Source organism: Rossellomorea sp. YZS02 (assembly GCF_033963925.1).
In the GTDB taxonomy this organism is placed as follows: domain Bacteria; phylum Bacillota; class Bacilli; order Bacillales; family Bacillaceae_B; genus Rossellomorea.
The window spans coordinates 24,366-45,848 of the sequence record NZ_JAXBLY010000015.1 but is presented as its reverse complement, the minus strand read 5'-3'; the positions used below and the strand labels follow the sequence as shown (position 1 = coordinate 45,848).

Sequence of the window (21,483 nt, the reverse complement as noted above, 5' to 3'; positions counted from 1 at the left end):
TTTCTTTGATTTTCTAAAGATTTCTTTATATTTCGACCCTATTCGATATTCCCGTTTCTGTTTGTCGAATAATCTTTATTTTAACAAGGAGAGGCTCTTTTTGGCAAACCGACATGATGATAAATCCATATTTCTAAAACAAAAAAGAACCCTTAAAAGCACCCGGGTTCGGTACTTTGGTAAGGGTTTTCCACTTCAGCTTGCTCGGTTATGATCTTTTTTATAAATATCGATTCCAGCTTCACTCAGCATCCATTCGATATGGACACCATATCCACTGGTCGGGTCATTCACAAATACATGGGTGACAGCCCCGATGACCTTCCCGTTTTGAATGATCGGGCTACCGCTCATACCTTGGACAATTCCACCTGTTTTCTTTAGGAGCTCAGGATCAGTCACTTTCAGGACCATCCCTTTCGTTGCCGGATACTTCTGCGGGATGGTGCTGACTATTTCGATGTCGTACATCTCAACTTCTCTTCCATCCACCACAGTTAAGATTTGTGCCGGTCCTTCTTTCACTTGATGAGAGAGAGCGATTGGCATCGGTTTATCCATCAGATCATTATCGATGGACTGATTCAGTTCTCCAAAAATTCCAAAAGGGCTATTTCGTGTGATATTACCAATGACGTTCCGGTCAGATGAAAAGCGCGCTAGTTTTTCCCCAGGCTTTCCATCCGTGCCTTTTTGAATGGACGTTACTTCCGAGTTCACGATTTCACCATTCTCAACGACGATGGGCTTTTTTGTATCCATATCTGAAATGACATGCCCAAGTGCACCATATTTTTTGGACTTCGGATCATAAAATGTCATTGTGCCGATACCTGCTGCTGAATCACGGATATACAGACCCAATTTATAATTTTTATCCCCTTTTTCCTTCAATGGCAGCAAGTGTGTCTTTACCGTCTTTTGCTCCCTCTTGATCACCACGTCCAGAGATTTGGATTCTTCTCCCGCCTTCTGAACAAAAGGAGCAACATCAGCTAATTCTTCAATTTTTGACCCATTGATTTCTGTAATCATGTCCCCTACCTGAATACCGGCCTTTTCGCCGGGGGACATTTTCCCATCATCTGTATCAACCAGATGATGACCAACCACCAACACCCCAACAGTATTTAACTTGACTCCAATAGATTGCCCACCAGGAATCACCTTGAAATCTTTCAGTACTTCAACATCGACCTTTTTAATGGGTAAACCGGCGAGCTCAAAGACCACTTCGTCCTTCCCTACAGAACTTCCCTGGATGGAGAGCTGCCCTTTCCCTTCTTCTACTTGAACATGTCCATTATGCGACGAACCCATAGTCGTGACGGATGCAGCCTTAGGGAGAGCAACTTGATCCCCTTCCATCACCCTTACAGTGTTCGGTGTATTGATATATTGTTGAACAGGCTTGTAAAAACCAATAAGACAAAGCGAAACAAGGAGAATTCCACCTATACATTTCCTTAACCAATCTATACTCAATATATTCACTCTCCTCGCTTCTAATCCACACACATTAACTATTGGCTACAGTTATAATTTTGCCTTTAAAAGCCACATTTATAACTGGTAATCACGAAAAAAAAGCTACCCGAATTGGATAGCTTTTCATGTTTCTTTTATAGATCCTGCCAACTGCAGTAGTTCCTTTGCATGTTCCAACGTTAAATCAGTTATTTCCACACCTGATATCATGCGTGAGATTTCTTTAATCTTATCTTTCTCCTGTAGCCGTTTCACCATGGTACTTGTCCTGCCACCGGACAGCTTTTTCGATATGAATAAGTGACAGTCTGCCATAGCAGCCACCTGTGGCAAATGGGAAATACACATAACCTGGGAATGGACGGCAACTTGATAAATTTTTTCGGCGATTGCCTGAGCGACTCTTCCGCTCACACCCGTATCCACTTCATCGAAAATGATCGAAGTAATTCCTTGATGTTTTGAAAAGATGGTCTTAAGAGCGAGCATGATCCTTGAAAGTTCTCCACCTGAAGCCACTTTAGATAAAGGCTTTAAAGGCTCTCCAGGATTGGTAGAGATATAAAACTCAACCGTATCCCATCCATCCTTTTTGAAATGTTGAAAGGAAAATGATTCACCTTCTCCACTTTTCACAAAACGGACTTCGAATTTCGTTTTATCCATATACAGCTGCTTTAGCTGCTCATGAATACTTGCGGTCAATTTTTTTGCCCATTGCTTTCGTGTTTGGGAGAGATTTTTCGCTTCCAGAGATAAATCTTTCTCCAAAGAATGTAATTTACTCTGTAAATGTTCAACATGGGAATCCTTATTCATGATGGTTTCGATTTCTTCTTCGATCTTTGAACTGTAAGCAAGGATTTCTTCCACTGATGATCCATATTTTCTCTTAAGACCATTGATTTCATTCAACCTTGCCTCGATCAAATCCAAACGATTCGGCTCGAACTCAAGCATATCCAACGCTCCCCTTACCTGATGGGCAGCATCTTCTAGGATGTAATAGGCATTTGACACGGATTCAAGTGTCTTTTCATATTGTGAATCCACTTCTGCAGCCGTTTCAAGATGGCTCATGGCAAGTCCTGCCCAGTCCATCCCTTTTCTCTCGCCCTGAATGCTATCATAGGAAGTTTGAAGCGCTTCAAACAGCCGTTCGAAATTCATCAGCTTCCGTTTTTCTTCCACCAGCTCTTCATCTTCGTTGAGCTGTAGATTCGCTTCATGGATTTCTTTCAGTTGAAATTGAATGAGATCCAGACGGTGCGCCATCTCCTGCTCATTCTCATTCAATCTGTTCAATTGCTTATAGATGGAAAGATACTCTTTATATACTTCTCCGTAGCTGGATAAACCAGAGGCGATTTCACTGCCACCGAATTGATCCAATAAGGAAAGATGCAGACTTTCATTCATCAGTTCCTGATGTTCGTGCTGTCCATGGATATCAATGAGACTTGCCCCGATTTCTCTCATGATAGCGATGGTCACCAGCTTGCCATTGATTCTACATACACTTTTTCCAGTGCTCGAGATATCCCTTCTGAGGATGATCATGCCTTCCTCAATCTCAATCCCGAAATCCGCCGCTTTCCGAAAGCAAGGATGAGTTTCATTATCAAGAATAAATAACCCTTCAATTTCAGCCTTTTTCTCTCCATGCCGTACATATTCAGAAGATCCTCTACCGCCAACCAATAAATGAATGGCATCGATGATAATCGATTTACCAGCACCCGTTTCACCAGATAATACGGTCAATCCTTCTTCAAAGGAAAGGGAGAGGGAATCGATTATGGCGAAATTTTTGATTGATAGTTCTTGTAGCAAAACATTCACCTCAAATAAAAAGGAGCTTTCCCCTCACATTACTCAAAAGAGAAGCCTCCTATTGGATTTTGTATAAGGGTCAGTAATAGACCCATTGTGTTCATTACTGATTTACAACATATCTAAAAATCGTTCCGAAACGACTCTGGTTTCTTCCTCTGTCCGGCAAATGATCAAGCAAGTGTCATCGCCACAAATGGTCCCTAAAATTTCTTCCCAATCCAAGTTATCGATCAATGCACCGATGGCGTTGGCATTACCGGGTAACGTTTTCATTACCAGCATGTGTCCTGCCTGATCCACTTTCACGAAAGCATCGGTCAGTGTCCGCTTTAACTTTTGAAGGGGATTGAATCGTTGATCAGCCGGTAAACTATATTTGTACCTGCCATCCATCAACGGAACCTTAACGAGATGCAGCTCCTTGATATCCCTTGACACGGTTGCCTGCGTCACATTAAAACCTGCATTCTTCAGGCTTTCCACAAGCTCATCCTGTGTTTCAACATCTCTATTCGTAATGATTTCCCTGATTTTAATATGTCTTTGCCCTTTGTTCATCATAGAACATACACCTCTTACATTGGATTAAATCCTGTATAAATATACCTCTACGCTTATGTTAGCCTATTTTGTATGGAAGTACAATAAAAAAGAAAAGCGGAGGCGGCTTGGTAGGGGCGACAAGCATAAGGCGAGTAACCCGGAAAGGCGCTCTTTGCCTTTTTGGGGTGCTTGACTTATGACCTCGAGCCCCTAGCCGCCGGAGCTGGACAATCGAAAAGCGGAGGCGGCTTGGGTAGGGGCGACAAGCATAAGGCAAGTAACCCGGAAAGGCGCTCTTTGCCTTTTTGGGTTGCTTGACTTATGACCTCGAGCCCCTAGCCGCCGGAGCTGGACAATCGAAAAGCAGAGGCGGTTGGCTCTTGAACTGAGCAGCTGCTCTATTCTCAAAAGTGAACCGATTATAATAAATTTTAGAGTTTTATTTTCAAGACCAGCCCAATGATAATAAAAACGAAAAAAAAGCCGCCCTCCGAAGAAGAGCGGCATGATCCTTATTCCGATTTTGCTTTTAATTGACTATGAGCATCCTCGATGACTTCATCCGGGGTGATGTCTAGAAGCGACTGTCCTTCACCTTCAGCACCTGACCATTTCAAGTGAATGAGAAACTCGATATTACCGTCTCCACCAGTAATAGGAGAGTAAGACAAGCCGGCGATTTGATAGCCTTCTTTGATTGCCAGCGTCATGATTTTCTCGATGACCATCTTGTGCACAACTGGATCTCTTACGATTCCTTTTTTCCCAACCTGGTCCTTCCCTGCTTCAAACTGCGGCTTGATTAAGGCGACACAATCCCCACCAGGCACTAGCAATGTTTTCAGAACAGGCAGTATCAAGGAAAGGGAAATGAAGGATACATCAATGGATGCAAAGCTTGGCATTTCCCCATCGAGATCAGCCGGGGTGACGTAGCGGAAGTTGGTCCTTTCCATCACGACGACCCGTTCATCCTGTCTCAGTTTCCAGGCTAATTGATTGTATCCTACATCGAGGGCATAGGACATTTTGGCACCGTTTTGAAGGGCACAATCCGTAAATCCACCTGTGGAAGCACCGATATCTATCATCACTTTACCGTCTACATCCACATCGAAGACCTGCAAGGCTTTCTCGAGCTTCAACCCCCCACGGCTCACATAAGGGATTACTTTCCCCTTCATCGTCAGAGGGATGTCCTCACTGACTTTTTCACCCGGCTTGTCCAGTCTCATTTCATTGGAATAAACTAGTCCAGCCATGACGGCCCGTTTCGCTTTTTCTCTTGTTTCAATTAATCCTCGTTCTACTAGAAGTACGTCTACACGTTGTTTTTTTACTTTCATCATTAAGCCCTTTTTTGTTTTTTTGGTGTAATCGTCAGTATCCGATCCACAACATTTTCTTTCGTCATACCGATTTCGTTCAATAATTCCTTCACGCTTCCATGCTCTATGAAGTAATCCGGGATTCCGATACGGTCGATCACTGCCTCATGGAAGCCATGTTCCTGTGCAAACTCGAGAACGCCGCTCCCGAATCCACCTTGAAGCACAGCCTCTTCAATCGTCAGCACTGGCATTTCTTCTTCCAGGATACTCTTCAGCATGGCTTCGTCCATCGGTTTGATGAAACGCGCGTTCACCACCCGGACTGAAAGCCCTTGTTTTTCAAGATCGGCCGCCGCTTCCATGGCCATCGGTATCGTTGTCCCAAAGGTCAGGATCGCTGCATCCGTTCCGTGTTTCAATACTTCCCACGACCCAATAGGAATCGGCTTCAACTCTGAATCCATCGGTACCCCATACCCGTTTCCACGAGGGTAGCGCAGAGCGATAGGACCGTCATCATATTGAAGTGCCGTACTGACAAGGTGTTGTCCCTCATTCTCATCCTTCGGCATCATGATCACCATATTAGGCAAATGTCTTAAAAACGCGATATCAAATACACCCTGATGCGTTTCACCATCCGCTCCCACTAAGCCGGCACGGTCAATTCCAATGAAAACATTTAAATTCTGGCGGCAGATATCATGAACCACCTGATCATATGCTCTTTGCAAAAAGGTAGAATATATTGCTAAAAACGGCTTCATATCCTGAGTTGCAAGGCCAGCAGCAACCGTTGTAGCGTGCTGCTCGGCAATTCCTACATCAAACATCCGGTCAGGGAATTCCTCCGCAAACCCGAGCAGTTTTGAACCTACAGGCATAGCCGGGGTGATGGCAACAATCCGCTCATCCTCACGGGCAACCTTTCGAACTGTTTCACTGACAAGGCCGCTCCATGATGGAGGGGCATTCACCGGCTTGATGAGATCCCCGGTATCGATCTTATACGGACCAGTGCCGTGCCAAGTCCCCTGTTTGTCGGACTCTGCTGGATGAAACCCTTTTCCTTTTTTCGTGATCACATGTAAAAGGACGGGTCCTTTGGTTTTCTTGGCATATTGGATGTTTTCTGAAAGATCTTGATAATCATGACCATCGATTGGTCCAAGATAAGTGAATCCCAGCTCTTCAAAGAACATGCCAGATACGAATAAATACTTTAAGCTGTCTTTCACACGCTCGGCAGTACTCGCAAGTTTCCCCCCTACAGCAGGGATGCGCTTAAGGATATACTCCATTTCATCCTTCACCCAGTTGTATTTGCCAGCTGTGCGAAGGCGTCCGAGTACATTGTGAAGGGCCCCTACATTCGGGGCGATGGACATTTCATTGTCATTCAGAACAACAATCATATCTTTCTTTTCATGACCGATGTGATTCAGAGCCTCGAGTGCCATTCCCCCTGTCAGGGCACCGTCCCCGATCACAGGGATGATGTAGGAATCTTCTTTCTTAACGTCCCTTGCGATCGCCATACCCATTGCAGCAGACAGTGACGTAGAACTGTGACCTGTTTCCCATACATCATGCTCACTCTCATTACGTTTCGGAAAACCGCATAACCCTTTGTACTGGCGGAGAGTGTCAAACTGACAGGCTCTCCCTGTTAAAATCTTGTGAACGTACGATTGGTGACCAACATCCCAAAGGATTTTATCTTTCGGACTGTTAAAATGCTTATGGAGGGCAACAGTTAATTCGACCACCCCTAAGTTTGGACCAATATGACCGCCAGTCTTGGATAGATTCTTGATTAAGAATTGGCGAATCTCCTGGCTGAGCTCTTCCAATTGTTCATTTGACATGCTTTTCAGAAAAGAAGGCTCCTTTATTGATAATAAATCCATGGGGTCCACTCACTTTCATCACTAAATATTTTGTTTCTCACGCTTATACCCTTTTTTCTTGTTTTTATCTTTTTTGTCTTTTTTATCTTTGATTAACACGATTTTGAATCGATCTTCAAGGAATTGTAGAACTTTACCAACTCTAAATATTATATCCTTAGAATAGGTGATAGCAAACGTTTTTCCAAGTGCTTTACCTCCGACCGTCAAAGAAGCGATGATGCTTGTAAGGGTTACGCTTACGATATATTCCTTCAAGGATCCCCCTTCAAGACGGAAGGTTACAGCCAGCTGAATCAGGACAATGGCCGAGGCCGTCCCGCTTATGATCCCTGATATATCACCGATCACATCGTTACAGAAGCTTGCAAACCGATCCGCGTTACGTACTATTTTAATTGAATATTTGGCACCGTACACCTTTTTGGCTGCCATGGCATGAAAGGGTGTTTCATCAGCCGCTGTAGCTGCGATTCCCAACATATCAAAAAAGATCCCGATGAAGACGATGATCAACACGACGATGAGCCCTGTAAACCATGCGACACCATTCAAAACCATATTGGATGTGACTGAAAAAATAGCCGCTAACACAAATGTGATAACGGCAATGCTGACACTCCACTTTATTGAGTTTTTCATCGTTTCATTCATTATCGTTTAAACACACCGTTTCTTGTGTAAATAGTTTGTTTTTATGTAATTGGGGGGTCATATAAAGAGTAAAAATTGCAGCTTAGGTCCAGTAGGTTTTCCCAATCAGGTACCGGATGTTGCCATACCGGCGGTTTCCCATTAAACCCGACTTAGCCGCGTCACCACAAGCTAGACTGGATTACCACTTAGTCCGCACTATAATCCTCTTTATATGTCCGAATATGAACAGTCTAGGAGTTTTCCTCAACAGTCCTTAACGCAATCCTTAGCCTCTTTTGCAAAGAGGATTTCATATGGGCGAAAAAGCACATATCAATGGCCAACTGATGTGTACCCTGTAACCATAATCCCCTCACTCTTCACTCAAGGCAGGCTACGCTGCTAGTGAATCATCACATCGCAGGTTCATACTTTGTTCTTATTGCATATGCTTAATGCCAGCATAAGAAACAAAGCCTCCGCGGCTCGCGGGTCAACGCCCACATGCCATTGTGGATCGCCCTCAAGCCTTACTCCCAGATATGACCCAAAGCTGGGCGCCTCAAGCCAATTCCAGGAACTTCATCGATGTGCCCTTTAGTGGATTTTTAGGCCCACCTTCAGGATTGGTGGACTGACTAGAATACTGCACCACCCCAAAATTTATTCTAACCGTATTATAACATATGTTAAATCTTTTGCTCAAACATAGAATGTTTTAATGATTCCTTGAAACAATCAATTGGGCAATTTCTGTAAGCAGACTGGAATCCACCGGCAATTCATCAATGGACATTAACGCTTCGTCCAAATGGGATTGAAGCTTCTCTTTCGCGCCTTTCATCGTCAATAGACTCGGGTAAGTACTTTTATGTTTCGATTCGTCGCTCCCCACCGGTTTACCAATCATTTCTTCTGATCCCTCAATATCAAGGATGTCATCCTGAATTTGGAAGGCGAGACCGATATGAAAAGCAAATCGTTCAAGAAGCTCAAGTTCATTATCTGACGCCCCTGAGATGATCCCACCGGCTATAACACTGAATGTAAGTAACTTCCCCGTCTTGTGAACGTGAATGTTCTCAAGCTCATTGGCTGTAAGCTGCTTCATTTCACCTTCGATGTCGGCGACTTGCCCCCCCACCATGCCTTCGGGACCGGCACACCGTGCGAGAAGGGCTATAAGCTTCACCTTCTTATCACTTGTTAAGGCAGGATCTTCTGCTATGAGCTGAAAGCTATATGTAAGCAGACCATCGCCGGCTAGAATCGCGGCTGCTTCCCCAAACATTTTATGATTGGTCGGCTTTCCTCTCCTTAAATCGTCATCATCCATGGAAGGAAGATCGTCATGGATAAGGGAATATGTATGAATCATTTCAAGGGCTGCCGCAGTATTCAAGCCCAGCATCGGGTCCTGATTGAAGGTTTTGATTGCAGCTAACAGAAGGATGGGGCGAATTCTTTTCCCACCTGCCTGCAGGGAATAAACCATGGCCTCCTTTAAGACAGGGGGCATGGAAAGTCTCTCGACGTTTTCAACCATATGATTGGTAATCAATTCACCATGCTCCTGTTGAAACTCTTTCAATGTAATGGGAGAATTCACATTTATTCCCCCTCATCAAGATCAAAGGATTTTTCCCCTTCATCTGTCATCATTTTCGTTAATTGATTTTCTGCTTTTTGCAGCGTATCATGGCAGTATTTCGAAAGGTCCATCCCTTTTTGATAAAATTCCAGTGCCTTTTCTAAAGGAACTTCTCCTTCTTCCAATTTCTCCACGATCTCTTCCAACTGATCCATTGCTGTTTCAAATGATAGCTCTTCTTTAGACTTTGCCATTTTCCTCACGCTCCTCAACAGTTTCCACTTCGCAATGTATTTTCCCATCTCTGACATTGATCTCCAAGCGGTCGCCTGTTTTGATTTGTCGAGATGATTTAATCAATGTACCTTCATCCCCGTAAACCAAACTATATCCTCTGTCCATGATCTTCAATGGACTTAGGGCATGCAGGGTAGAAAGAGCTGAACTGAAACGAAGATTCTTTTCCTTCAACACTTGTTTAAATTGCTTCTCCAATCGTGTTTGCATAAACATGATCCGTTCATTCTGCATCTTGATGAGTTGTGATGGATGAACTCGCTGCAGCCTGGAATGAAGGGCGCTTAATTGATCCCTGTTCTGTTTCACATGGAGACTGATATTCCTTTGAAGCTGATCCGTCAGCCTGTCGACGGTCTCAACCTTTTGCTGATAGAGGTTACGGGGATTTCTTAAAGCGTAAGACTTCATCAATCCATTCAGTCGGCTTCTTTCACTTTGAAGCTTGGTTTTAAAGGACTTAATCAGGCGTAACTTACGGTTCATAATTCTTTCCAATAAGTCATCAATATGGGGTACCGCAAGTTCACCGGCAGCCGTCGGGGTTGGAGCCCGAAGATCTGCTACAAAGTCTGCGATTGTAAAATCCGTTTCATGTCCGACAGCTGAAATGACGGGAACATCGGACTCCACGATGGCTTTTGCCACAATTTCTTCGTTAAATGCCCACAATTCTTCTATTGACCCTCCGCCACGACCGATGATCATCACATCAATATCCCCTACACTGTTCACCATATTCATCGCCCCGGCAATCGAGGCTGCAGCCTGATCACCTTGGACCAAAGCAGGAAATACGAGGATTTCACCAATCGGAAAACGCCGTTTGATCGTTGTGATGATATCCCGTATCGCAGCACCAGTCGGAGAGGTGACCACAGCAATCCGTTTAGGGAATTTGGGGATCATCCGTTTGCGGATTTGATCAAAGTAGCCGGCTTTCTCGAGCTTCTCCTTCAACTGTTCATAGGCTAAATAGAGTTCACCTATGCCATCAGGCTGCATTTCTTTCACGTAGATCTGATATTGCCCACCTGATTCATATACAGAGATATCCCCGCGTATCAATACATTCATCCCATTTTCCGGCCTGAATTTAAGGGAATGATTGTTGCTTGAAAACATCACTGACAGGATACGGGCTTTTTCATCCTTCAAGGTGAAATACATATGACCGCTTGAATGCCTTTTGAAGTTGGATATTTCCCCCCGTACAAACAGGTTGGAGAGGTGGGGATCTTTATCAAATTTTCTTTTTATGTATTTTGTCAGAGCTTGTACCGTTAAATATCGAGATTGATCAAGTTCCATGCTCAATGACTCCTTTGTTCCGTTCATGATCTGGTGGATTTTTTATGCAGGAAAACGGAAAGGGACCAGCAATTTGACTGTCCCTTTCCTTTTCGTTAATTCCAGTGTACTATTTTTTAACCATTTTGGCGATTCTGAATGGCCCATTCGGCAGATTTCACAGTGTTATATAGAAGCATTGTGATCGTCATTGGGCCGACACCACCTGGTACCGGTGTAATTTTACCGGCCTTTTCCTTCACCTCTGCAAAATTCACGTCCCCACATAGCTTGCCTTCTTCATCACGATTCATTCCCACATCAATGACAACGACCCCAGGTTTAATATCCTCTGCACCGATCAAGTTCGCTTTCCCCACCGCTGATACGATGATATCAGCCTGTTTGGTGTAGGAAGACATATCTTTGGTCCTTGAATGGCAATACGTGACTGTCGCATTTCGGTTCAGGAATAAATGACCGGCCGGTTTCCCAACGATGTTACTTCTCCCTAATATGACAACGTGTTTACCATCAACGGGGATGTTTTCATATTCAAGCATTTTCATGATTCCCAATGGCGTGCACGAATAAAACGTATCTTGGTTCGTTACCATTTTGCCAATCGAAACCGGATGGAATCCATCAACATCCTTCGATGGGGAAATGGTTTCGATCACCGTAATCGGATTAATGTGTTCCGGGAGGGGAAGTTGCACGAGAATCCCGTGGATATGGTCCTGTTCGTTTAACTCCCCAATTTTTGTTAGGAGCTCTTCCTCTGTTAGGTTGGATTCATATTGATAAAGCTCTGAATGAATCCCAAGGTTGCTGCATGCCTTCCTTTTCATTCTCACATATGAATGGGAGGCATGGTTATCCCCAACCAATACAACAGCCAAACCCGGAGTGACATCTTGTTGTTTCAGCTGTGTAATCTGATCCTTTAATTGTTCCCGGTAATGATCTGCAATGAGTTTACCATCAATTATGGAAGCTGACATTCAATCGTCCCCTGACATTGTTAGGATTGACTTACCTTTGAAAGAACACCATTGATAAATTTACTGGACTGATCATCCCCAAAGATCTTTGCAATTTCGACCGCTTCATTTATGACGACTTTATTCGGTACATCTTCTACAAACAGGAGCTCGTATACACCTAAACGCAAAATATTCCGATCAACTTTCGCCAGCCGGTCAAAAGACCATTTCTCCAGGTTTTCACGAATAAGACCATCGATTCGCTCCTGATTTTCAATGAATCCCAGTACGATCTGTTGAAGATAGGCATCCATCTTCTCTTCTTCCTCCAACACATTCGTTAACGCAACCTCTGGCTCAATCCCACTCATATCTATTTGAAATAACGCCTGTAAAGCCTTTTCACGGGCAACTCTTCTTTTCATCTTATATTTACTCCTTTTACTCCATCAATTTTCATACCTTTGATAATAGCACAAACTAAGGGCAATACGCACGCGTATGTAAAAAAATCAATATTCTGAAAGAAAAGCGGAGCCGACTGGGCTGGCCCGACATGCATAAGATGAATGGGCCTTGAAGGCGTCCTTTGCCTTCATGGACCATTTAGCTTATGACCTCGAGGGACAAGGAGGCGGAGCTCGACAATGAAAGGTGGAGGGGCTTTGCCAGAGGCGACAAGTATATGACGAACCAGCCGGAAAGGCGTTCTTTGCCTTTTTGGTTGGTTTGACATATGACCTCGAGCCTCTAAGCCCCGGAGCTCGACAATGAAAAGCGGAGGCATAATCGCGCACCCACATAAGAAAAATCCAGCCAAAATTCAAATAAATCCAGCCGTTTCGTAAAAAATTCCAGCCGAAACTTTTAATAATTCAGCCGTTCCAGATAATAATCCGGCCAATTTTCACAATAATCCAGCCATTTTACAATGATATCCAATTATCCGATCACAAAACCTCAGCACAAAAAAAGAACGGTCCCCCTAAAGGACCGTCCTCCCTATTACATTTCGTCTTCAATTTCAGCTTCATACTTTTGATTTTCAAATTGTACGCCTACGATATGAACATTTACTTCTTCTGCTTCGAGAGCTGTCATATTTAGCAGGGCTTGACGGATGTTGTCCTGGATTTTCTGGGCAACTGTCGGGATTGCTACACCAAATTTCATGATGCAATAGACATCTACGACGATTCCTTCTTCGGAAAGCTCAACCTTGACACCTTTACCGTGGTTTTTCTTACCAAGACGCTCTACGACACCTGTCGCGAAGTTCCCGCGCATCTGAGATACTCCTTCAACCTCTGACGCTGCGATACCTGCGATCACTTCAATCACTTCAGGTGCGATTTCAATCTTCCCGAGACCGTCTTTTCCGTGAGACATTTGTAAAAGGTTTTGATTTTCAGCCATGTAAGGCACCTCCTGAATTCACACTAGGATTTCATTACTTCGTATTTCTCTAAAAACTTCGTATTAAATTCTCCGCCAACAAAGGTTTCATGATCTAATAATTTAAGGTGGAACGGAATGGTTGTGTGTATTCCTTCAACCACAAATTCACTCAGGGCACGTTTCATCCTTGAGAGGGCTTCTTCACGAGTCGCACCATAGGTAATGACTTTGGCAATCATGCTATCGTAATATGGAGGGATCATATAACCAGGATATGCTGCGGAATCGACTCTTACGCCAATTCCACCTGGTGGAAGATACATTTCAATCCGTCCCGCTGAAGGCATGAAATTCTTCTCCGGATTCTCTGCATTAATACGACATTCAATGGCCCAGCCAGTGAACGTTACTTCCTCTTGTGTAAGTGAAAGTTTTTCTCCTGACGCCACCAAAATCTGTTCTTTAATCAAATCGACCCCGGTAACCTGTTCGGTTACTGGATGCTCCACCTGGATACGGGTATTCATTTCCATAAAGTAGAAGCTTTGGTTAACGTAATCATATATAAATTCTACCGTGCCTGCACCTGTATAATCAACCGCTTTGGCTGCTTTTACGGCTGCTTCCCCCATTTTAACACGGATTTCCTCTGTTAAAGCAGGTGACGGTGTTTCTTCGATCAGCTTTTGAAGGCGGCGCTGAATGGTGCAGTCACGCTCCCCAAGATGGATCACATTTCCGAAATTATCTGCCAGGACCTGAATTTCCACGTGTCTGAAGTCCTCAATAAATTTCTCGATATAGACACCCGGGTTTCCGAATGCAGTCATGGCTTCCTGTTGGGTAATCGTCACCCCTTTAACAAGCTCTTCCTGACTTTTTGCAACACGGATCCCTTTTCCTCCACCACCGGCAGTGGCTTTGATGATAACCGGATATCCCATTGATTCCGCAAGTTTAACCGCATCTTCTGCGTCCTTAACGATCCCTTTTGAACCGGGTACGATCGGAACGCCTGCTTCCCTCATCGTTTCACGGGCAACATCTTTTGTCCCCATCTTCGAGATCGCTTCGGGTGATGGTCCGATGAAGATGATATTGCAATCGCGGCACAGGTCGGCAAAATCAGAGTTCTCCGCTAAAAATCCATAACCCGGGTGGATCGCATCACAATCCGTCAATTTTGCCACGCTAATGATATTGGTGAAATTAAGGTAACTGTCTTTCGATGCAGTGGGTCCTATACAGTACGCTTCGTCCGCTAATTGGACATGAAGCGCTTCTTTATCGGCTTCAGAATAAACGGCTACACTTTCGATGCCTAAATCACGGCATGCACGAATGATTCGTACAGCAATTTCTCCTCTATTGGCGATTAATACCTTTTTTATCATATCTGTTTTCGCTCCTTATTCAGGTTTAACCAAGAATAATGGCTGTCCATATTCAACTAATTGACCGTCTTTTACTAAGATTTCTACGATTTCACCTTTCGCTTCGGCTTCGATCTCATTAAATAATTTCATGGCTTCTACGATACACACGACAGAGCTTTCATCTACCTTATCTCCGACTTTCACATATGGTCCTGCTTCAGGTGAAGAAGATTGATAGAACGTACCAACCATCGGGGAAGTGATTTTATGTAAGTTTTCATCCTCAACATTTGCTTGTGGAGCTTCTTTTACTGGCTGTGCAGGAGCTGGTGCTTCCTGTACAGGCGCTTGTTGGACTGCCTGTGCAGCAGGCTTCACTTCTTCTACCGCTTGTACCACTTGTGGCTGGGCAGATACCGTTACTCCATTATTTTTCTTTAAATTGATCTTTGATCCATCATGCTCGTATGTAAACTCTTCAACACTAGACTGATCTACGAGTTTGATTATTTCGCGAATTTCTTGAATTTTCAACACTGTTGACACCCCTCTTATAGTTTAAAAAATTATGACTAGCTACTAATATCATACGATAATACCATGTATAAATTCAATATGCGATTCCTACCATCCTGTAAAGCGCATACAACTCTCCTTCTATTCTAGACCTTTTTCGAAAAAAAATAAAATAATAGAAAGGGATTTTTGATGAATCCTGTAAAAAAAAGTACGAAAAAGGGATTTTGAGATGAGTACAAACAGAAATAAGCCGCCTAAAGTTCTCCTTTAGGCGGCAAGGATTTTCATTTATTCAGTTGTGGGTTGGAATTCCACAGCAACTGGCTTCATTTGCCCCACTTCACTCATTACCAGACGGATGATTTCGTTGGCATCTGCTTTAGAGTGCTCCTTGTCTGATTTCACTGTGATGCGGATGTTTTCTCCGTTCGCTCTTACCAGTGCATCCTCATATCCCATTGTTTTAATCATGGTTTCGAGGACCGATTCTGTCATTGCAAGTTCTCGAAGATTTTCCATCTGCTCATAAGCTGCACTCTTTTCTTCTGCAGACACATCTGCGTTTGCTACTTTTGCTTCAAGTTCTTCACGGAGCTGTTCACGCTGGTCTGTCACTTCTAAACGGAGTGCTTCGAACATTTCATTTCCTGCCGCGTCGGTCACTACTTCCATGTCAGTGCCTGACATCGTTTCTTTATCTCCACCTTTCACCTGCTCTTTTCCATCCTTTTCCTGATAGGCCATATCTGTCGCCTGCTGCGTGGGCGACGTAATGTAATAAACTGAGAGTACGATTACAAGGCTCAACATCGTTAATAACCAAACTGTTTGTTTTTTAAGTAACATCTATCATTTCCCCCTTATTGTTTGGGCAGGACCGACACCCTGTGGCTTGGAACATTAAGCGAACGGGTTACGGCCTCTATAATCCATTTTTTGATTTGTATGTTATCGGCACCTTTTGCTACTACAAGGACACCGCTGACTTTAGGCTTTTTCGTTTCTTTCACTATGGGAACTTCCTTATCTCCGTTATTGACAATGACGATTTCTTCTTCTTGTGATTTATCTTCTATCGACCGCTTCCCACCTTCTTTATCTTCTTCATCAGTGGATTGCACCTTGGTCGATTCATTCTTCTCATACACTTTCGATTCTGTCGCTTCTACATTGACTACCACATACACATCGCTTACCCCGACGATTTGATCAAGTGCTTCTTTCAACTGATTTTCGTATTGATCTTCGTACCCCCTCATCGAACCATCCGATTCCTTTTGACTGGAGCCGAACGCCTCCACATCCTGGGTTCCTCCATCCACGGTCTTCGCGACCTCGATGCCCCTATCACTGCTCCACAGATCACTGATCAGCATGAAAGCGACACCAACCAGCAGAACGATGAGAAAATAATGCAACCTTTTTCCTTTTTTAACTTTGGGCGGAGAATTCGCATCTTCCTTTGACAACCATTCCTTCAATAGATTCAGCGGACCTTTATTAAAGTTCATTTCCTTCCCCAGTCCCCCCTTCAACGGTAATGATTATTTTGTCTGGTGTAAGATTCCATTGTTCGGCAAGTAAGGAGGCCAATCGGGACGTATCCTCTTCTGATGTGTTCTTTCTCGCTTCAGACCCCGTATCGATTTCAACGTTCTGGACTGTTTCAATTGTGCTGTCTGTTTCACTTTCTTTGTCTTTCATTAGGACTGATACTTCTGAAATACTATCAGGAACATTTTCCAGATCATCTGCTTGTACGGTTATTTTCTCAATAACTTTACCGTGTTCATCCATCAGCTCCTTTTCTGCTTGTTGTTTCATTTGGACAGCCATCTGTTCTAAAATATATGCATGTTGTGAGGCTTGTATTTCTTTTTTCTTCATTTCTATTACATTTTCTACAGAATTATTCTGAGAAGTTCCATTAAAATCGATTGAATTCATCACTTCATCAAAATCGGTGGACATTAATTTGAACAGCGGTGTGAGGATGATGGTGATCAGTAGTAAGCCCGTCACGATTTTGGCATATTTTTGCATGTTGGAGCTTGGAAGAAGCATGTCGATGACGGTGGCTAATAGGACAAAGATAATGATATTCGTAATCCAATCGGTTAGAAATGACAAAACTTCTTCCTCCTTAACGCATCATCATCGTGATATTACCTGCTGCAATAATGACCGTAAGACTTAAGAAAAACATGAATGACACGATGGCCAGGGCTGCAAATACATAGATTACACTCTTCGCGATTGTATCGAGACATTCTATGACCGGCCCTCCACCCAGGGGTTGCAGAAGGGCAGCTGCAAGTTTATATATAAATGCAATCATGAGGATCTTGATGGCAGGAAAGGCCGCAATGATCAGTACGATGGCGACTCCCGCTATCCCTACCGTATTCTTAAGAAGGACCGACGCGCTGATTACCGTATCAGTGGCATCTGTGAACATCCTTCCGATGACAGGGACAAAGTTTCCTGTCACAAATTTCGCCGTTCGGATCGTAATGCCGTCCGTCACGGCGGCAGTGGCCCCCTGCACGGAAATAACACCGAGAAAGACCGTCATGAATGCTCCCAGGAGTCCGATACTCCAGGTCCTCAAAAGCTGAGCCAGCTGTGTCACTTTATAGTGAACGGAAAGGGTGCTTACGATGCTCAGGAGTGCGGAAAGGAATAGGAGCGGCAGCACGATATTTTGAATGAGTAAGCCGCTTGTATTCATAAGAAATATAATCACAGGGTGAAAGAATGCTGCCGAAACCACTCCGCCTGAAGCGGCGATCAAGGCGAGCAGCAGGGGGATGAGGGCGATGATGAAATGAACCATGGTGGAGATAGCATCCCTGGTGTAATCGATCGCCACATGAAAACTGTTCAGGGCGATGATGATCAACACCATGAAAATGATGCTGTACGCCACCTTACTGACACTCCCCCCTTCGAAAGAATTCTGAAGGGATTGAAGAAACATACTGAAAATCGTGAGCATGATCAGGGTCCCCAACAATTTCCCATTCATCACGAGCTCTTGAAAGGCAAATTTGAAGATGCCGCTGAACCACACCTTGAATGAAAATTCTTTTTCTCCTTTCATGAAATCAATCAAACTGCCTTTTTGACTTTCAGGAAGAAACCCGCCGTACTGATCCACGATGTCATTCCAGTATCCTGTTAGTTCTTCAATTCCTAATCGGTCCAGCTGAGTATCGATCATTTCCTGCTGAATGGTTGAATCGGGAGGGCTCTCCCCTTCCCCCTCTTCTGCTTGTCCACTTGAGGTGCTTATCATAAATAAGACGAGTGCCATGACGATAATCCGATATAGCTGCAACATTTTTTCACCTCTTAACGTTTCGCTTATCCAGTCGGTATCATATTGATAATTGTTTCGATCATCACTGTAAGGATGGGAACAGCCATTGCCAATATTAATATTTTTCCGGCAAGCTCCACTTTTGCTGCAAGGGCCCCCTGCCCGGCATCTTTCGTAATGTGAGAAGCAAATTCCGCTATGTAGGCGATGCCGATGATCTTTAAGATGGTTTCCACATACACCATGTTCACATTTGCGTTGGCAGCAAGTTTTTCAATCATATGGATGATCGAGTAGATCTGGTCAATCAGAAAAAGAAAAATCGTACAGCCTGTAAATACAATGAGCAGGAAAGCAAAATTCGGTTTCTGTTCTTTAACAATTAACGCAAGAAATGTCGCAACCAATGCAATACCTACAATTTGAATGATTTCAATCGCCGCCGCCCCCTCTATCCTTGATATAAGAAGACCGACTTAATCTTCTGGAACAAATCATCCACAATCGAGGCCACCATGAACAAAATATAGATGAATCCAAACAACGTGACCCACTGGGCATATTCTTTTTTTCCCACCTGGTCCAGAATCGTGTGTAAAAAGGCGACCACTATCCCTACCCCTGCAATCTTGAAAATAATATCCACGTCAATTCCCATTGTTATTTCCCTCCTGGTTTCTACATGCTAAATCCCCCGTCCGGGTGCGGCAAATCAAAGCAATAGGATGATCAGCAGCAATCCCGATAGAAAGCCTAAACTCTTCGTCATCTTTTCATATTTCCGCTGTTTTTCTACGGCTTCTGTTTCTTCCCTTTCAAGATGCTTCAGAGCAAGCTGGATATGTTTCTGTTGAGTCATCATATCGTGTCTGCCCAGATTTTCGCCGAATTGCTTGAGGATTTCGAATTCACCTGACTTGAAAGCCGTTAATTTCCAAATATCATTGAGGCTCTCTTCCCATGCTTTCTTCACGGAGATTTCCTGCTCGGTCAATTTCTTAGAAAATGTTTCAAAAAACCAGGAAACAGGCTTTTGCAGCTGCTTGGAAATCTTTCTGGTTGCTTCATGCAAAGGGGTATGACTGTAGGTGATCTCTGCTTCCAAAGACTGAAGTGCCACTTTCAGCAATCGAAGCTGGCGGGGACGTTCCGTCAAATATTTCGAAGCTTCGAATCCTGCCCAGGAAGTGGATAGGAGAATAAAAACTGCACCGATCAGTTTGATCATTTATGTCACACTCACTTTTTTGAGAAGAGATTTACCGTGTTGGTCCCACACTTCATGAACCATTCCGGGTTCATCCCCTCTCCTTAGTTCAACGAAACGCTCAATCGTTTGGAGACTCACTAAGTCCTTGATCACCGGTCTTTTTCTCACTTCATTCAGTGTTGCTCCATGAGTCGTCATGACCAGAGTAATACCGGCATTCACGGCTTCCTGGATGGCTTGACCATCTTCTTTCCGCCCGATTTCATCGACAATCAGGACATCGGGGCTCATGGAACGAATCAGCATCATCATGCCTTCCGCCTTTGGACACGCATCCAGCACGTCCACTCTCGGCCCAAACATCAGCTGTGGAATTCCATTCACACATCCGGCAATTTCCGAACGTTCATCGACGATCCCCACTTTATAAGGCGGGATATTTTTTTCTGGGATACCCGTGGAAATCATCCTGGCAAGATCCCTGAGGAGCGTCGTTTTTCCGGTCTGGGGTGAACCGATCATCATCGTATGCTTCCAGCCTTCGTTGTAAACATAAGGTAAAATGGACTGTGCAATACCAATTTTCTCCCTGGCGATACGGATATTAAAGGAAGAGAGGCTGCGAATCCCTTTTACGACACCTCCTTCGAGTATCACTTTCCCGGCAAGACCTACACGATGACCGCCTTCAATCGTGATATAGCCCCTTTTCAATTCTTCTTCCAATGTATAAAATGAATGGCGCGATAATTTGTTAATGAGCTGTTCACTATCATCCTCTGTCACGACATAGGAGAGAAAATGGGGTTTCCCTCGTGCCGTGACTTCCAAAACACGGTTGGTTCGGATCCTTATTTCCTCTATCCGGTCGATCAGTTCTTGTGGAAGAGTCAGGACTTTTTCAGAAATAGTGCTGGGTAGTAAGGCTAGAACTTCTTGCATTTGGAGTACCTCCTAATCTTGTTCCACTTCAGGATGAATGAAAAAGGGAACGCTCCCTCGTACATGCTTCCCGATAATACAATGTATTCTAGTGAAATAAGATTATGACAGTGGAGGTGGAAGATTTCTGGTTGACGTGGATTTGAATGGAGTAAAATGGATGAAGAGTAGAAGCATGTAGCTAAATAAACATAAAAAAAGCCTGAACAGGAGTATTCCCGTTCAGGCTTTATGATCATTTATCCACGTGATACGTATGATCCATCCGTAGTATTGATGATTAATGTATCCCCTTCGTTGACGAAGAATGGTACGTTAACCACGAGTCCCGTTTCTACAGTAGCAGGTTTTGAACCACCGGAAGCCGTGTCTCCTTTGATTCCTGGTTCCGTTTCCGTCACCTTCAGTTCGACTGAGTTCGGTAGCTCCACCCCAAGGGTTTCACCTCCGTACATCATGATGGATACTTCCATGTTTTCTTTCAAATACTTCAATTCATATTCGATGGAAGTAGCAGGAAGCTCAATTTGATCATAGCTTTCATTATCCATAAATACATGCATGTCCCCATTTGCATACAGGTACTGCATTTTGCGGTTATCGATTTGCGCTTTCCCTACTTTTTCACCTGCACGGAATGTTTTTTCCTGGATGGCACCTGTGCGAAGGTTACGGAGTTTAGAACGGACGAACGCGGCTCCCTTACCCGGTTTAACGTGTTGGAAATCGATTACTCGCCAAATCCCGTTGTCGACTTCAATCGTTAAGCCTGTACGAAAATCATTTACTGAAATCATGTTTATTCCTC

General features: G+C 43.9%; 23 protein-coding genes. All 23 read right to left on the bottom strand.

The features are described from left to right. Positions 1 to 195 precede the first annotated feature (195 nt). The 23 genes from spoIVB to efp all read right to left on the bottom strand — a co-directional run bounded on the left by spoIVB (position 196) and on the right by efp (position 21,472). Positions 196 to 1,485 (bottom strand): SpoIVB peptidase, encoded by a 1,290-nt coding sequence (gene spoIVB, locus SLH55_RS15240; protein ID WP_219168556.1) that lies wholly within the window; start codon positions 1,483 to 1,485, stop codon positions 196 to 198. 126 nt (positions 1,486 to 1,611) lie between these two features. Continuing rightward, positions 1,612 to 3,321, bottom strand: coding sequence for a DNA repair protein RecN (recN, locus tag SLH55_RS15235; RefSeq protein WP_320323878.1), 1,710 nt, complete (start codon positions 3,319 to 3,321; stop codon positions 1,612 to 1,614). A 111-nt stretch (positions 3,322 to 3,432) separates the two neighbouring features. Then, positions 3,433 to 3,882 (bottom strand): transcriptional regulator AhrC/ArgR, encoded by a 450-nt coding sequence (ahrC, locus tag SLH55_RS15230; protein WP_098353657.1) that lies wholly within the window; start codon positions 3,880 to 3,882, stop codon positions 3,433 to 3,435. A gap of 497 nt (positions 3,883 to 4,379) precedes the next feature. Beyond that, positions 4,380 to 5,213: a TlyA family RNA methyltransferase gene (locus SLH55_RS15225; RefSeq protein WP_219168630.1), complete on the bottom strand. Its 834-nt coding sequence runs from the start codon at positions 5,211 to 5,213 to the stop codon at positions 4,380 to 4,382. Positions 5,214 to 5,215: 2 nt separating this feature from the next. Continuing rightward, complete coding sequence (gene dxs / locus SLH55_RS15220; RefSeq protein WP_219168558.1) at positions 5,216 to 7,108, bottom strand: 1-deoxy-D-xylulose-5-phosphate synthase; 1,893 nt, start codon at positions 7,106 to 7,108, stop codon at positions 5,216 to 5,218. A gap of 21 nt (positions 7,109 to 7,129) precedes the next feature. Then, positions 7,130 to 7,762, bottom strand: a complete 633-nt coding sequence (locus tag SLH55_RS15215) for a hypothetical protein (RefSeq protein WP_219168559.1) — start codon at positions 7,760 to 7,762, stop codon at positions 7,130 to 7,132. Positions 7,763 to 8,462: 700 nt separating this feature from the next. Next, positions 8,463 to 9,353 (bottom strand): polyprenyl synthetase family protein, encoded by an 891-nt coding sequence (locus tag SLH55_RS15210; protein ID WP_320323877.1) that lies wholly within the window; start codon positions 9,351 to 9,353, stop codon positions 8,463 to 8,465. A gap of 2 nt (positions 9,354 to 9,355) precedes the next feature. Continuing rightward, the gene (gene xseB / locus SLH55_RS15205; RefSeq protein WP_061809680.1) at positions 9,356 to 9,589 is read right to left on the bottom strand and encodes an exodeoxyribonuclease VII small subunit; all 234 of its coding nucleotides are present in this window, start codon (positions 9,587 to 9,589) and stop codon (positions 9,356 to 9,358) included. Next, on the bottom strand, positions 9,576 to 10,943 hold the full coding sequence (gene xseA / locus SLH55_RS15200) for an exodeoxyribonuclease VII large subunit (protein ID WP_320323876.1): 1,368 nt from the start codon (positions 10,941 to 10,943) through the stop codon (positions 9,576 to 9,578). Before xseA ends, xseB begins: the two co-directional genes overlap by 14 nt. Positions 10,944 to 11,059: 116 nt before the next feature. Continuing rightward, on the bottom strand, positions 11,060 to 11,926 hold the full coding sequence (gene folD / locus SLH55_RS15195; protein WP_320323875.1) for a bifunctional methylenetetrahydrofolate dehydrogenase/methenyltetrahydrofolate cyclohydrolase FolD: 867 nt from the start codon (positions 11,924 to 11,926) through the stop codon (positions 11,060 to 11,062). A gap of 20 nt (positions 11,927 to 11,946) precedes the next feature. Then, on the bottom strand, positions 11,947 to 12,333 hold the full coding sequence (nusB, locus tag SLH55_RS15190; RefSeq protein WP_219168563.1) for a transcription antitermination factor NusB: 387 nt from the start codon (positions 12,331 to 12,333) through the stop codon (positions 11,947 to 11,949). Between the two features lie 580 nt (positions 12,334 to 12,913). Then, positions 12,914 to 13,324 (bottom strand): Asp23/Gls24 family envelope stress response protein, encoded by a 411-nt coding sequence (locus SLH55_RS15185; protein WP_219168564.1) that lies wholly within the window; start codon positions 13,322 to 13,324, stop codon positions 12,914 to 12,916. A gap of 23 nt (positions 13,325 to 13,347) precedes the next feature. Beyond that, complete coding sequence (gene accC, locus SLH55_RS15180) at positions 13,348 to 14,700, bottom strand: acetyl-CoA carboxylase biotin carboxylase subunit (RefSeq protein WP_219168565.1); 1,353 nt, start codon at positions 14,698 to 14,700, stop codon at positions 13,348 to 13,350. Positions 14,701 to 14,715: 15 nt separating this feature from the next. Then, positions 14,716 to 15,219 carry an acetyl-CoA carboxylase biotin carboxyl carrier protein gene (gene accB, locus SLH55_RS15175; RefSeq protein ID WP_219168566.1) on the bottom strand — a complete coding sequence of 168 codons (504 nt, stop codon included), beginning with the start codon at positions 15,217 to 15,219 and terminating at the stop codon, positions 14,716 to 14,718. 270 nt (positions 15,220 to 15,489) lie between these two features. Further along, positions 15,490 to 16,047, bottom strand: coding sequence for a SpoIIIAH-like family protein (locus SLH55_RS15170; protein WP_320323874.1), 558 nt, complete (start codon positions 16,045 to 16,047; stop codon positions 15,490 to 15,492). Positions 16,048 to 16,061: 14 nt separating this feature from the next. Next, positions 16,062 to 16,712 (bottom strand): stage III sporulation protein AG, encoded by a 651-nt coding sequence (spoIIIAG, locus tag SLH55_RS15165; protein WP_219168568.1) that lies wholly within the window; start codon positions 16,710 to 16,712, stop codon positions 16,062 to 16,064. Beyond that, positions 16,702 to 17,331 (bottom strand): stage III sporulation protein AF, encoded by a 630-nt coding sequence (spoIIIAF, locus tag SLH55_RS15160; protein WP_219168569.1) that lies wholly within the window; start codon positions 17,329 to 17,331, stop codon positions 16,702 to 16,704. Before spoIIIAF ends, spoIIIAG begins: the two co-directional genes overlap by 11 nt. A gap of 13 nt (positions 17,332 to 17,344) precedes the next feature. Continuing rightward, on the bottom strand, positions 17,345 to 18,544 hold the full coding sequence (spoIIIAE, locus tag SLH55_RS15155) for a stage III sporulation protein AE (protein ID WP_320323873.1): 1,200 nt from the start codon (positions 18,542 to 18,544) through the stop codon (positions 17,345 to 17,347). 23 nt (positions 18,545 to 18,567) lie between these two features. Then, complete coding sequence (spoIIIAD, locus tag SLH55_RS15150) at positions 18,568 to 18,960, bottom strand: stage III sporulation protein AD (protein WP_206850505.1); 393 nt, start codon at positions 18,958 to 18,960, stop codon at positions 18,568 to 18,570. A 14-nt stretch (positions 18,961 to 18,974) separates the two neighbouring features. Continuing rightward, entirely contained in the window at positions 18,975 to 19,181 is a 207-nt protein-coding gene (gene spoIIIAC / locus SLH55_RS15145; protein WP_034758004.1) for a stage III sporulation protein AC, read from the bottom strand. Positions 19,182 to 19,235: 54 nt separating this feature from the next. Continuing rightward, positions 19,236 to 19,751 (bottom strand): stage III sporulation protein SpoIIIAB, encoded by a 516-nt coding sequence (spoIIIAB, locus tag SLH55_RS15140; RefSeq protein WP_219168571.1) that lies wholly within the window; start codon positions 19,749 to 19,751, stop codon positions 19,236 to 19,238. After that, positions 19,752 to 20,675: a stage III sporulation protein AA gene (gene spoIIIAA, locus SLH55_RS15135; protein WP_219168572.1), complete on the bottom strand. Its 924-nt coding sequence runs from the start codon at positions 20,673 to 20,675 to the stop codon at positions 19,752 to 19,754. Positions 20,676 to 20,914: 239 nt separating this feature from the next. Further along, the gene (efp, locus tag SLH55_RS15130; protein WP_098354363.1) at positions 20,915 to 21,472 is read right to left on the bottom strand and encodes an elongation factor P; all 558 of its coding nucleotides are present in this window, start codon (positions 21,470 to 21,472) and stop codon (positions 20,915 to 20,917) included. Positions 21,473 to 21,483: the final 11 nt, after the last annotated feature.

What these genes read in the sequence shown, in the direction of transcription:
- ahrC (WP_098353657.1), bottom strand. Translation starts at nt 3,882, where the DNA reads ATGAACAAAGGGCAAAGACATATTAAAATCAGGGAAATCATTACGAAT.
- SLH55_RS15225 (WP_219168630.1), bottom strand. Translation starts at nt 5,213, where the DNA reads ATGAAAGTAAAAAAACAACGTGTAGACGTACTTCTAGTAGAACGAGGA.
- dxs (WP_219168558.1), bottom strand. Translation starts at nt 7,108, where the DNA reads ATGGATTTATTATCAATAAAGGAGCCTTCTTTTCTGAAAAGCATGTCA.
- SLH55_RS15215 (WP_219168559.1), bottom strand. Translation starts at nt 7,762, where the DNA reads ATGAATGAAACGATGAAAAACTCAATAAAGTGGAGTGTCAGCATTGCC.
- xseB (WP_061809680.1), bottom strand. Translation starts at nt 9,589, where the DNA reads ATGGCAAAGTCTAAAGAAGAGCTATCATTTGAAACAGCAATGGATCAG.
- xseA (WP_320323876.1), bottom strand. Translation starts at nt 10,943, where the DNA reads ATGGAACTTGATCAATCTCGATATTTAACGGTACAAGCTCTGACAAAA.
- folD (WP_320323875.1), bottom strand. Translation starts at nt 11,926, where the DNA reads ATGTCAGCTTCCATAATTGATGGTAAACTCATTGCAGATCATTACCGG.
- nusB (WP_219168563.1), bottom strand. Translation starts at nt 12,333, where the DNA reads ATGAAAAGAAGAGTTGCCCGTGAAAAGGCTTTACAGGCGTTATTTCAA.
- SLH55_RS15185 (WP_219168564.1), bottom strand. Translation starts at nt 13,324, where the DNA reads ATGGCTGAAAATCAAAACCTTTTACAAATGTCTCACGGAAAAGACGGT.
- accC (WP_219168565.1), bottom strand. Translation starts at nt 14,700, where the DNA reads ATGATAAAAAAGGTATTAATCGCCAATAGAGGAGAAATTGCTGTACGA.
- SLH55_RS15170 (WP_320323874.1), bottom strand. Translation starts at nt 16,047, where the DNA reads ATGTTACTTAAAAAACAAACAGTTTGGTTATTAACGATGTTGAGCCTT.
- spoIIIAG (WP_219168568.1), bottom strand. Translation starts at nt 16,712, where the DNA reads ATGAACTTTAATAAAGGTCCGCTGAATCTATTGAAGGAATGGTTGTCA.
- spoIIIAE (WP_320323873.1), bottom strand. Translation starts at nt 18,544, where the DNA reads ATGTTGCAGCTATATCGGATTATCGTCATGGCACTCGTCTTATTTATG.
- spoIIIAC (WP_034758004.1), bottom strand. Translation starts at nt 19,181, where the DNA reads ATGGGAATTGACGTGGATATTATTTTCAAGATTGCAGGGGTAGGGATA.
- spoIIIAB (WP_219168571.1), bottom strand. Translation starts at nt 19,751, where the DNA reads ATGATCAAACTGATCGGTGCAGTTTTTATTCTCCTATCCACTTCCTGG.
- spoIIIAA (WP_219168572.1), bottom strand. Translation starts at nt 20,675, where the DNA reads ATGCAAGAAGTTCTAGCCTTACTACCCAGCACTATTTCTGAAAAAGTC.
- efp (WP_098354363.1), bottom strand. Translation starts at nt 21,472, where the DNA reads ATGATTTCAGTAAATGATTTTCGTACAGGCTTAACGATTGAAGTCGAC.